This window comes from Pseudomonas sp. Eth.TT006 (assembly GCF_054456575.1).
The window spans coordinates 1-12,317 of record NZ_JBTJEN010000018.1 but is presented as its reverse complement, the minus strand read 5'-3'; the positions used below and the strand labels follow the sequence as shown (position 1 = coordinate 12,317).

At 60.8% G+C, this 12,317-nt stretch carries 9 protein-coding genes; 7 read left to right on the top strand and 2 right to left on the bottom strand.

The annotated features are described in order from the left end of the window. The first annotated feature begins 183 nt into the window (after positions 1–183). The 4 genes from ACXR0M_RS23570 to rarD all read left to right on the top strand — a co-directional run bounded on the left by ACXR0M_RS23570 (position 184) and on the right by rarD (position 5,179). Positions 184–948: a TOBE domain-containing protein gene (locus ACXR0M_RS23570; protein ID WP_458834067.1), complete on the top strand. Its 765-nt coding sequence runs from the start codon at positions 184–186 to the stop codon at positions 946–948. A 71-nt stretch (positions 949–1,019) separates the two neighbouring features. Further along, positions 1,020–2,921, top strand: coding sequence for a PhoX family protein (locus ACXR0M_RS23565; RefSeq protein WP_458834066.1), 1,902 nt, complete (start codon positions 1,020–1,022; stop codon positions 2,919–2,921). Between the two features lie 199 nt (positions 2,922–3,120). After that, positions 3,121–4,095, top strand: coding sequence for a serine/threonine protein kinase (locus ACXR0M_RS23560; RefSeq protein ID WP_458834065.1), 975 nt, complete (start codon positions 3,121–3,123; stop codon positions 4,093–4,095). 196 nt (positions 4,096–4,291) lie between these two features. Continuing rightward, positions 4,292–5,179 carry an EamA family transporter RarD gene (gene rarD / locus ACXR0M_RS23555; RefSeq protein WP_458834064.1) on the top strand — a complete coding sequence of 296 codons (888 nt, stop codon included), beginning with the start codon at positions 4,292–4,294 and terminating at the stop codon, positions 5,177–5,179. A gap of 223 nt (positions 5,180–5,402) precedes the next feature. Here rarD and ACXR0M_RS23550 read toward each other — a convergent pair whose 3' ends face one another. After that, complete coding sequence (locus tag ACXR0M_RS23550; RefSeq protein ID WP_458834063.1) at positions 5,403–5,921, bottom strand: glycine cleavage system transcriptional repressor; 519 nt, start codon at positions 5,919–5,921, stop codon at positions 5,403–5,405. Between the two features lie 650 nt (positions 5,922–6,571). Here ACXR0M_RS23550 and ACXR0M_RS23545 point away from each other — a divergent pair. Beyond that, positions 6,572–8,749, top strand: coding sequence for a malate synthase G (locus tag ACXR0M_RS23545; RefSeq protein ID WP_458834062.1), 2,178 nt, complete (start codon positions 6,572–6,574; stop codon positions 8,747–8,749). A gap of 144 nt (positions 8,750–8,893) precedes the next feature. Here the strand turns inward: ACXR0M_RS23545 and ACXR0M_RS23540 are convergent, their stop codons facing one another. After that, positions 8,894–9,343: a response regulator gene (locus ACXR0M_RS23540; protein WP_458834061.1), complete on the bottom strand. Its 450-nt coding sequence runs from the start codon at positions 9,341–9,343 to the stop codon at positions 8,894–8,896. A gap of 258 nt (positions 9,344–9,601) precedes the next feature. On the opposite strand from ACXR0M_RS23540, the gene ACXR0M_RS23535 reads away from it, so the two are divergent. Further along, positions 9,602–11,536 carry a putative nucleotidyltransferase substrate binding domain-containing protein gene (locus tag ACXR0M_RS23535; protein WP_458834060.1) on the top strand — a complete coding sequence of 645 codons (1,935 nt, stop codon included), beginning with the start codon at positions 9,602–9,604 and terminating at the stop codon, positions 11,534–11,536. Next, positions 11,533–12,240, top strand: a complete 708-nt coding sequence (locus tag ACXR0M_RS23530) for a 3'-5' exonuclease (protein WP_458834059.1) — start codon at positions 11,533–11,535, stop codon at positions 12,238–12,240. The genes ACXR0M_RS23535 and ACXR0M_RS23530 overlap by 4 nt, the downstream gene beginning before the upstream one ends. Positions 12,241–12,317: the final 77 nt, after the last annotated feature.

Genomic DNA, 12,317 nt, shown 5'->3' with positions numbered 1-12,317 from the left:
CCAACACCAACCTTGTGGGAGCGAGCTTGCTCGCGAAGAGGCCATCACATCCAACATCTGTGCTGCCTGACACAGCGCTTTCGCGAGCAAGCTCGCTCCCACAAGATCTTGTGTCTGGCTTGACTGATGTGTTGCAAGCGGCCAACTTCGTTCCCACCGCCACAGCTCAAAAGCCCCCCACTCATGTCCATGCCCTCTCTGCTGTCCCAGCACATCGTCCGCCGCCCGCAGCGCATTGCCCTGCTGCAGCACATTGCCGAACAGGGCTCGATCACCCGTGCCGCGAAAAGCGCCGGGCTGAGTTACAAGGCGGCGTGGGATGCGATCGATGAGCTGAACAACCTGGCGCAGAAACCCTTGGTGGAACGCGCCGTCGGTGGCAAGGGCGGCGGTGGCGCGAGGTTGTCCAGCGAAGGCGAGCGGGTACTGCGTCTGTATCAAAAACTGCAAGCCCTGCAGGCGCAGGTACTGGAAGCCGCCGAAGACGCCAGCGATCTCGATCTGCTGGGTCGGCTGATGCTGCGCACCAGTGCGCGCAACCAGTTGCATGGCACAGTCGTGGCCATCGATAGCCAGGGCCGCAATGACCTGATCCGCCTCGAACTGGCCGAAGGCCTGTGGATCGACGCGCAGATCACCCACGACAGCACCGTGCATCTGGAGCTGCAAGCGGGCACTGAAGTGGTGGCACTGATCAAGGCCGGCTGGCTTGAACTGCTCGCGACAGACCAATCCGCAACATCCGGACACAATCTTCTGCGCGGCAGCATCGAAGCCATTCTCGATGCCGAAGACGGCCCCAGCGAAGTGCGCATCGCCCTGCCCAATGGGCCGACGCTGTGCGCCCTGGCTGAGCCGTTGCAGTTGCGCACTCGCGGGCTGGGTGTCGGGCAGCCGGTGCAGGTGCAGTTCTCGCCGTCCAATGTGCTGCTCGGCACACCGCTGTAACGGACGGCCTGCAACAAAAGCTTCATCGCCCCGCTTTAAGGTGGCTGCCAAAACCAAGCAGGGAGCCTGATGTGAGCCTATTAGAAGAAAACCAATCGACTGATCTGGAAAAAATGGTCGGCCTCAGCCGTCGCGGTTTCATCAGCGCCGGCGCGCTGTGCGGCGCGGCGATGTTCCTCGGCGGCAACCTGCTCAGCCGCAGCGTGCTGGCATCCAGCGTCAGCGCCGGCAACAGTCGCCTGCTGGGTTTCGAGAGCATTCCCGCCGCAACCAGCGACGCCATCAGCCTGCCCAAGGGCTACAAGTCTTCGGTGCTGATCAGTTGGGGCCAGCCGTTGCACAAAAACGGCCCGGCCTTCGACCCGAGCGGTAACGGCACCGCCGCCGCCCAGGAAGTGCAGTTCGGCGACAACAACGACGGCATGAGCCTGTTCGCCTTCCCTGACGACAAAAACCGCGCGTTGATGGCGATCAATAACGAATACACCAACTACCGCTACCTCTACCCGCACGGCGGCATGCCGCAATCGGCCGAAGATGTGCGCAAGGCGCTGGCTTGCGAAGGCGTGTCGGTGATCGAAGTGCAGCGCAAGAATGGTCAGTGGCAGTTCGTCCAGGGCTCGCGTTACAACCGGCGGATCCACGGCAACTCGCCACTGCGCATCAGTGGTCCGGCTGCCGGCCACGATCTGATGAAAACCGCCGCCGACAAGCACGGCAAGAGAGTCCTCGGCACCTTCCAGAACTGCGCCAACGGCAAGACACCGTGGGGCACCTATCTGACCTGTGAAGAGAACTTCACTGATTGCTTCGGCAGCAGCAACGCCCAGCAGCAGTTCGACCCGGCGCAGAAGCGCTACGGCGTGACGGCCGCCAGCCGCGAGATCAACTGGCACCCGTTCGATCCGCGTTTCGACATGGCGAAGAACCCCAACGAACTCAACCGTCACGGCTGGGTGGTGGAGATCGATCCGTTCGATCCGCAATCGACGCCGGTCAAACGCACCGCGCTGGGCCGCTTCAAACATGAAAACGCCGCGCTGGCCGAGACCGATGACGGTCGCGCCGTGGTGTACATGGGCGACGACGAGCGTGGCGAGTTCATCTACAAATTCGTCAGCCGCGACCGCATCAACCACCGCAACCCGAAAGCCAACCGCGACATCCTCGATCACGGCACCCTGTACGTAGCCAAGTTCGATGCCGGTGACGGCAACCCGGATCACCCGAAAGGTCAGGGCCAGTGGATCGAACTGGCCCACGGCAAGAACGGCATCGACGCCAGCAGCGGTTTTGCCGATCAGGCCGAAGTGCTGATCCACGCGCGCCTCGCCGCCAGTGTCGTCGGCGCCACGCGCATGGACCGACCGGAGTGGATCGTGGTCAGTCCGAAGGATGGCCAGGTCTATTGCACCCTGACCAACAACGCCAAACGCGGCGAGGACGGGCAACCGGTGGGTGGACCGAACCCGCGCGCGAAGAACGTCTACGGGCAGATCCTGCGCTGGCGCACCGACCGCGACGATCACGCCTCGAAGACCTTCGCCTGGGATCTGTTCGTGGTCGCCGGCAACCCGAGCGTGCATCCCGGCACGCCGAAAGGCGGCTCGAAGAACATCACCCCGCAGAACATGTTCAACAGCCCGGATGGCCTGGGTTTCGACAAGGCCGGGCGCCTGTGGATTCTCACCGATGGCGATTCGAGCAACGCCGGGGATTTTGCCGGGATGGGCAACAACCAGATGCTCTGCGCCGACCCGGCGACTGGCGAAATTCGCCGATTCATGGTCGGGCCGGTGGGCTGTGAAGTCACCGGGATCAGCTTCTCGCCGGATCAGAAAACTCTGTTTGTCGGGATCCAGCATCCAGGCGAGAACGGTGGCTCGACCTTCCCCGAACATCTGCCGAATGGCAAGCCACGGTCTTCGGTGATGGCGATTACCCGTGAGGATGGCGGAATAGTCGGCGCCTGACAGGCCCTCATCGCTGGCAAGCCAGCTCCCACAAGGTCTTGCGCTATCTGCAAATCTGCGCAAAAACCTGTGGGAGCGGGCTTGCCCGCGATAGGGGTCTTCACTGACAACCGCCCATGCGAAGCCAGCCCCATCAATCCCGCCATCTGCGCTACCATGCTGGGCCGGACGCGGCAGCCTGCTGCGCGCAGGAGTCAGCATGGCCCACCCGTTTGAAACCCTCACCCCCGACCTTGTCCTCGATGCCGTCGAAAGCATTGGGTTCCTCAGTGATGCGCGCATTCTGGCGCTCAACAGCTACGAAAACCGCGTCTACCAGGTCGGCATCGAAGACTCCGAGCCGCTGATCGCCAAGTTCTATCGTCCGCAACGCTGGAGCAACGAGGCGATCCTCGAAGAACACCAATTCACCTTTGAACTGGCGGATGTCGAGATTCCGGTGGTGGCGCCGCTGATCCACAACGGCGAGACCCTGCACGAACACGCCGGTTTCCGCTTCACCCTGTTTCCGCGTCGTGGAGGCCGGGCGCCGGAGCCGGGCAATCTCGATCAGTTGTATCGCCTCGGCCAGTTGCTTGGGCGGATTCATGCGGTGGGTTCGACCAAACCGTTCGCACACCGCGAAGCGCTCGCGGTGCAGAACTTTGGTCACGCCTCGCTGAACACCTTGCTCGAAGGCAATTTCATTCCGAAAAGCCTGCTGCCGGCCTATGAATCGGTTGCCCGCGATCTGCTTAAACGCGTGGAAGATGCCTACGCCAACACGCCGCACCAGAACATCCGCATGCACGGCGACTGCCACCCCGGCAACATGATGTGCCGCGACGAGATGTTCCACATCGTCGACCTCGACGATTGCCGCATGGGCCCGGCGGTACAGGACATCTGGATGATGCTCGCCGGCGACCGTCAGGAATGCCTCGGGCAACTGTCGGAACTGATGGACGGCTACAACGAATTCCACGACTTCGACCCACGCGAACTGGCGCTGATCGAACCGCTGCGTGCCCTGCGCCTGATGCACTACAGCGCTTGGCTGGCGCGGCGTTGGGATGACCCGGCGTTTCCGCACAGCTTTCCGTGGTTTGGTACGGAAAGGTATTGGGGCGATCAGGTGCTGGCGTTGCGTGAACAATTGGCGGCGCTCAACGAAGAACCGCTGAAACTCTTCTGATTACCCGCAAATCCATGTGGGAGGGGGCTTGCTCCCGAAGACGGACTGACATTCAACAAAAATGTTGGCTGACACACCGCCTTCGGGAGCAAGCCCCCTCCCACAATTTTGTCCTGTGCTCACAATTTCAGAACTCATTGGCCAACAAATCTCCTTACAATCCCTCCTTTGTCAGCTGTCTGAGCAAGGATTCTGCATGCAAGCCGCCAACCCGCGTCGCGGGTACATTTTGGGCCTGAGTGCCTACATCATCTGGGGCCTGTTCCCGATCTATTTCAAAGCCATTGCCGAAGTCCCGGCCGTTGAAATCATCATTCACCGGGTGCTGTGGTCAGCCCTGTTCGGCGCCTTGCTGCTGATGGTGTGGAAGCACCCCGGCTGGTGGCGCGAGTTGCTGGACAATCCCAAACGTCTGGCGATCCTCGCACTGAGCGGCACCCTGATCGCAGCCAACTGGCTGACCTATGTGTGGTCGGTGAACAACGGACGCATGCTCGAAGCCAGCCTCGGTTACTACATCAACCCGCTGGTCAACGTGCTGCTGGGGATGTTGATTCTCGGCGAACGTCTGCGCCGGATGCAGTGGATCGCGGTGGGGCTGGCAGCCGTCGGCGTGGCGCAGCAGGTGTGGCAGGTCGGCAGCCTGCCGTGGGTCTCGCTGGTGCTGGCGCTGACCTTCGGTTTTTACGGGCTGATCCGCAAACAGGCACCGGTCAAAGCCTTGCCGGGGCTGGTGGTGGAAACCTGGATGCTGGTGCCGATTGCCGTGGCCTGGCTGCTATTCAACCAGACCGCCACCAGTGCGCAACCCGAGTTCTGGACCACCTCGCAAGCCTGGTGGCTGGTAGCGGCTGGCCCGGTGACGCTGGTGCCGCTGGTGTGCTTCAACGCCGCCACGCGCCACTTGCCGTACACCACGATTGGCTTCCTGCAATACCTGGCGCCGACCTTGGTATTGCTGCAAGCGGTGCTGCTGTTTGGCGAGCACTTGTCGTCGAGCACCCTGATCGCGTTCATCTTTATCTGGGCCGGTCTGGCGGTTTACAGCGTCGATGCGGTAATCAGTTTGCGTCGGCGCAGCTGATCAAAAAACGCACAAAGCTTCGCAGGCCACGGTTCTCGTGGCCTGCACCGTTCCTTCCCAAGGTTATCCACAGCGTGATCCCCGCCGTTTGTGTGCAAGTTACTGAATACTGGCGTTTTTTTGATCAACTCTCGGCGAGCCACGGCCGGTAAGGGCTGGCGCCCGGTCTCTACAGGTTATCCACAGGCAGGTGCACGTTAAAACTGGATAACCCGGACGCCGCTTAAACGTCCGTGCGTAACACCAATTCGACCATCAGATCATCGGCCAGAGTTTCCAGGCGCGATTGCAGCACATCCAGCGACAGGGTCAGCGGCACCGCGAGAATCGCCTCGGCGTGGAACAGCGGCTCACTGCTCATCGGTGCCGGTCGCACCTCCGTCACCAGCCGTTCGAGGTTTACCCCCTGCTCGCTGAGCAGGCGAGTGATATCACGCACGATCCCCGGGCGGTCATTGCCCACCAGGTCCATGGCGATCGGTTTCCAGGTGCAGGATTGCTCGATGCCGCTTTCGGCAATCAGCACGCGAATGCCGTGCGTTGACAATGCTTGTAGGGAATCGACTAATTCGTCGTAAGCCTCCGCCGGCACGGCCACCCGCAGAATCCCGGCGAACTGCCCGGCCATCCGTGACATGCGACTTTCCAGCCAGTTGCCGCCGTGCTCGGCAATGCATTGGGCGATGCGCTCGACCTGCCCGGGCTTGTCCGGGGCGAAGACAGTGAGTACGAGATGGTCCATGGCACAGCCCTCTTGTCATGACTTTTGTTATAGAAAGGCAAGTATAGGCAAGGGGTTTGATTCAGCCCGGACAGCATTTTGTGCGGATGACCTGTGTCTGGGTTTTGGAAGCAACCTGTGGCGAGGAGATTTATCCCCGATCGGTTGCGCAGCAGCCGTAAGCCCTGTCAGCTCGGTCTACCTGTCAGCGCGCAGGGGGTGGCTTCGCCACCCATCGGGGATAAATCCCCTCGCCACAGAAGTGTGCTCCGCAGGGGGATGCCATAGCAGGCAGAAAGTATTTATGTGTACAACTTTTTATATTTAACTGGAACAATCTCCCGGTTTTTTGAGAACATCCCGTTCCGCGACGTGACCGCAATGCGTCATGAGGTCGCAGAACGACGTAATTAGTCTGATTTTCACAAGCGCAACGCATCATGTAGTATGCCGCAGCGCGCACTACATAACGCTGGATCGATGTCTGCCCAAGGCATGTTCGCAACCCTGAAAGCCCTGTCAGCAAGGCCACCCAGCCGTTGATTGGTCCCAGCCCAGCCGCCAGCAATGGCATGTACTGGTCGGCAGGTTTGTGGTTTAAATGGCCAGAGGCTTCATTGTCAAAATTGAAGAGCTGAAAAGCGAAATAGCTGAGCAGAGTGAGGCAAGCAATGACTGAACACGTTCAAGTCGGTGGCCTGCAGGTCGCCAAAGTCCTGTTCGACTTCGTGAACAACGAAGCCATTCCCGGTACCGGCCTCACCGCCGAAAAATTCTGGGAAGGTGCCGACAAGGTCATTCACGACCTGGCACCGAAGAACAAAGCCCTACTCGCCAAACGCGATGACTTCCAGGCTCGCCTTGATGCCTGGCATCAGGAGCACGCTGGCCAGGCGCATGACGCCGTGGCCTACAAAGCCTTCCTCCAAGAAATCGGTTATCTGCTGCCAGAAGCGGCTGATTTCCAGGCAACGACGCAAAACGTCGATGATGAAATCGCCCGTACCGCCGGCCCGCAACTCGTGGTCCCGGTGATGAACGCCCGCTTCGCCCTCAATGCCTCGAACGCTCGCTGGGGTTCGCTGTACGACGCCCTCTACGGCACCGACGCGATCAGCGAAGACGGTGGCGCGGAAAAAGGCAAAGGCTACAACAAGGTGCGTGGCGACAAAGTCATCGCCTTCGCCCGCGCCTTCCTCGACGAAGCGGCGCCATTGGCGGCCGGCTCCCACGTCGACTCCACCGGTTACACAATCGTTGACGGCAAACTGCAGGTGGCGCTCAAGGGCGGCAACCACAGCGGCCTGCGCAACGATGCTCAGCTGATCGGTTTCCAGGGCCCGGCCGACGCACCGATCGCGATCCTGCTGAAGAACCACGGCCTGCATTTCGAAATCCAGATCGACGCCAGCACCCCGGTCGGCCAGACCGATGCTGCCGGCGTCAAAGACATCCTGATGGAAGCGGCGCTGACCACCATCATGGACTGCGAAGACTCCGTGGCTGCCGTCGATGCCGATGACAAAGTGGTGATCTATCGCAACTGGCTTGGCCTGATGAAGGGCGACCTGTCCGAAGAAGTCGCCAAGGGCGGCCAGACCTTCACCCGCACCATGAACCCGGATCGCACCTACACCCGCGTCGATGGCAGTGAACTGACGTTACACGGTCGCTCGCTGTTGTTCGTGCGTAACGTCGGACACCTGATGACCATCGACGCGATCCTCGACAAGCACGGCAACGAAGTGCCGGAAGGCATTCTCGACGGTCTGGTCACGTGCCTGGCGGCGATGCACAACCTCAACGGCAACACCTCGCGCAAGAACACCCGCACCGGTTCGGTCTACATCGTCAAACCGAAGATGCACGGCCCGGAAGAAGCGGCGTTCACCAACGAGTTGTTCGGGCGCATCGAAGATGTATTGGGCCTGAAACGCAACACTCTGAAAGTCGGGATAATGGACGAGGAGCGCCGTACCACGGTCAACCTCAAGGCCTGCATCAAGGCCGCCAGCGAGCGCGTGGTGTTCATCAACACCGGTTTCCTCGACCGCACCGGCGACGAAATCCACACCTCCATGGAAGCCGGCCCGATGGTGCGCAAGGCCGACATGAAGGCCGAGAAATGGATTGGCGCCTACGAAAACTGGAACGTCGATATCGGTCTGAGCACCGGCCTGCAAGGTCGTGCGCAAATCGGTAAAGGCATGTGGGCAATGCCCGACCTGATGGCGGCGATGCTCGAACAGAAAATCGCTCATCCGCTGGCCGGCGCCAACACCGCCTGGGTACCGTCGCCGACCGCCGCAGCCCTGCACGCGCTGCACTACCACAAGGTCGACGTGTTCGCCCGTCAGGCCGAACTGGCCAAGCGCGCCCGTGCTTCGGTGGACGACATCCTGACCATCCCGCTGGCGGTCAAGCCGAACTGGACACCGGAGCAGATCAAGAACGAACTGGACAACAACGCCCAGGGCATTCTCGGCTACGTGGTGCGCTGGATCGACCAAGGCGTCGGTTGCTCGAAAGTGCCGGACATCAACGACATCGGCCTGATGGAAGACCGTGCCACACTGCGGATCTCCAGCCAGCACATCGCCAACTGGCTGCGCCACGGTATCGTCACCCAAGAGCAAGTGATGGAAAGCCTCAAGCGCATGGCGCCGGTGGTTGACCGTCAGAACGCCAACGACCCGCTATACCGTCCGCTGGCCCCGAACTTCGACAGCAACATCGCCTTCCAGGCGGCGGTCGAGCTGGTGATCGAGGGCACCAAGCAGCCGAACGGCTACACCGAGCCGGTGCTGCACCGTCGTCGTCGCGAGTTCAAGAAGGCCAATGGTCTGTAATTCGCGCTGATGTGAAAAAGCCCTGATCTTTCGGTCAGGGCTTTTTCTTTGGAAAGCAAAATCAAAAGATCGCAGCCTGCGGCAGCTCCTACATGAGATCACCTGTAGGAGCTGCCGCAGGCTGCGATCTTTTGATCTTAAAAGTCAGGGCTCAATGCCAAGTTCGTGTTTGACCAGCCCAAGCAACTTCACCGTATCAATCGGCTTGAGCAGAAAATCCACCACGCTCAGATGCATCGCCGCAATGGCATCTTTCACATCCGCATCCCCCGAGACAATGATGATCGGCAGTGCCGCCCTGACCGATTCGCGCACCTGGCGGATCAGCTCGAGGCCGTCGACATTGCCCATGCGCAGATCGGTAATCACCAGCCCGATCGACGGTTTTTCGTCGAGCATCTTCAGTGCGGTTTCGCCGCTGGCTGCGGTCATACAACGAATTCCATCCAACGCGAGAATCTCCGATAGCAGCTCACGGGCGTCCTTGTCGTCATCGACGATCAGCACACGCTGCGGCGGCAGCAGGTCGGATTCGAGCATTACAGCGCTGAGCGCTTCACGCTCGGCGTCGCTCAAAATATCGTGGTCGGACATAACATTCTCTAAAGTACTGGATCAATCCCTTGGCAAGTGGTCAGACATCGCTAGGCACCGCTTCAATGTGCACTTCGTCGGATTTTTTTCCAAGAGGCTGACAGGGGAATTTCCGACTGTTTTTGTAGGGCACTTCCTAAATGTGCTCAACGGCGGCGCAAACCTAGACTTACGTCCAATGGGCACCCTGCGCGCGGGGGTCGACCATGGCCGCAACGATCCGACCACAACAATTCAAAAAAGACTGCGGTAATGGTTATGAGCAAAGCGGACGCCTTCACCCAGGCAGGGAAAACCGCGGTGTTGCAGAACATTCAGGGCACCCTGCAATTCCTCCAGCGCTTCCCGCCCTTCAATCAGATGGAACACGCCCACCTCGCGTATCTGGTGGAGCAATGCCAGCTGCGTTTCTATGGCCAGGGCGAGAGCATCATCAAGCCTGCCGACGGGCCGGTGGAACACTTCTATATCGTCAAACAGGGCCGGGTGATCGGCGAGCGGCAGCACATCACCAAAGCCGGCACCGAAACCACTTTCGAGATCACCACCGGCGAGTGTTTCCCCCTTGCCGCGCTGATCGGCGAACGGGCCACGCGCACCGAACACCTGGCCGGTGAAGACACCTTCTGTCTGCAACTGAACAAACCGGCGTTCATCAAACTGTTCGCCCTGTCCACCAGCTTCCGCGACTTCGCCTTGCGCGGAGTCAGCAGCCTGCTCGATCAGGTCAACCAGCAAGTCCAGCAAAAAGCCGTGGAAACTCTCGGCACCCAGTATTCGCTCAACACCCGCCTGGGCGAGCTGGCAATGCGGCATCCGGTGACCTGCAGCCCCGACACGCCCCTGCGCGAAGCGGTGAAGCTGATGCACGAACAACAGGTCGGCAGCATCGTTGCGGTGGATGAGCACAAGACGCCGCTGGGGATTTTTACCCTGCGCGATCTGCGTGAAGTGGTGGCCAATGGCAGCGGCGATTTCAGCGAAGCCATTGAGCAGCACATGACCCGCACGCCGTTTTATCTGTCGCCGGATCACAGTGCGTTCGACGCGGCGATTGCCATGACCGAACGGCACATTGCCCACGTTTGTCTGGTCAAGGACCAGCGCCTGTGCGGGGTGGTTTCCGAGCGCGATCTGTTTTCGCTGCAACGAGTCGACCTGGTGCACCTGGCCCGGACCATCCGCAGCGCCCAGCGCGTGGAGCAATTGGTGAGCCTGCGCGGCGAGATCGGCCAACTGGTCGAACGCATGCTGGCGCACGGCGCGTCCTCGACCCAGATCACACACATCATCACCCTGCTCAACGACCACACCGTATGCCGGGTGATCGAACTGACCCTCGCCGAAAAAGGCGATCCCGGTGTGCCGTTCAGCTGGCTGTGCTTCGGCAGCGAAGGCCGGCGCGAGCAGACCCTGCACACCGATCAGGACAACGGCATTCTGTTCGAAGCGCGGGACGCGGCGCATGCGGCAGAGATTCGCGGCAAGCTGCTGCCGATTGCGCAGCAGATCAACCAGAGCCTGGCGCTGTGCGGCTTCAGCCTGTGCAAAGGCAACATCATGGCCGGTAACCCGGAGCTGTGCTTGTCCCGAGCGGAATGGGCGCGGCGCTTTGCGGCGTTCATCCGCGAGGCCACGCCGGAGAACCTGCTGGGTTCGAGCATCTATTTCGACCTGCGGGTGGTCTGGGGCGACGAAACAGGTTGTGCACAACTGCGCCGGGGAATCCTTGATCAGGTCGGCGACAACCGTCTGTTCCAGCGCATGATGGCCGAGAACGCCCTGCGCAATCGTCCGCCGGTGGGGCGTTTTCGCGAGTTTGTGCTGGCGCGCAAGAATGGCGAGAAAGCCACCCTCGACCTCAAGGTCCAGGGCCTGACGCCCTTCGTCGACGGCGCACGCTTGCTCGCTTTGGCCCATGGCATCGAAACCAATAACACCCTGGAACGCCTGCGTCAGTTGGTCGAAAAAGAGGTCATCGAACGCCTCGACGGCGCGGCGTATGAAGAGGCTTACCATTTCATTCAGCAGACGCGCATGCAGCAACACCAGATTCAGACCCGGGAAAACCAGCCGTGGTCGAACCGGGTCGATCCCGACAGCCTCAATCATCTGGACCGGCGCATCCTGCGTGAATCGCTGCGCCAGGCCCAGCGCCTGCAAAGCAGCCTGGCCTTGCGGTATCAGCTATGAGCCTGTTTTCGTGGCTGCGTCCGGCCAGTCCGCTGCTCTCGGCCGACCTGCAACAGCGTCTGGCGCAGTTGCCGGCGATCAGCCAACCGCGCGAATGCAGTCTGCGCGAACAGCGCTGGGTGGTGCTGGATCTGGAAACCACCGGGCTGAACCTGAACAAGGATCGCGTGCTGTCGATCGGCGCGGTGGTCATTGAGGACGGCGCAATCGATTTCAGTCAGCAGTTCGAGCGCACCCTGCAATGTCGAGAGCTGAAACTCGGCCCCAGCGTGTTGATTCACGGTTTGGGGCCGAATGCGATTGCCGCCGGCAGCGACCCCGCCGAGGCGCTGCTGGCGCTCATGGAATTCATCGGTGACAGCCCGGTGCTGGCGTTTCACGCGCCGTTCGATCAGCACATGCTCGGGCGCGCGCTGAAGGAACACTTGGGCTACAAGCTGCAAAATGTGTTTCTGGATGTCGCGGACATGGCGCCGCTGCTGAGCCCGCAGGCGAATATTCGCGAGGCCGGGCTGGATGAGTGGATCGACTGGTTCAAGCTTGAGGTGTTCGAGCGACACAACGCGAGCGCCGATGCGCTGGCCACGGCGGAACTCGCGCTGATTCTGTTCAGCCGCGCGCGGCAACAGCAGATTCACAGCCCGTTGAATTTGCAGCAGCGTTTGAGTCAGTGGAAGCGGCGGCAGCAGGCGCCGTCCTTCTAGCTTTGCGTTGCCGGTTCCGGCCCCTTCGCGAGCAAGCTCGCTCCCACAGAATTTGCGCCATCGCGCCTTTGTAGGAG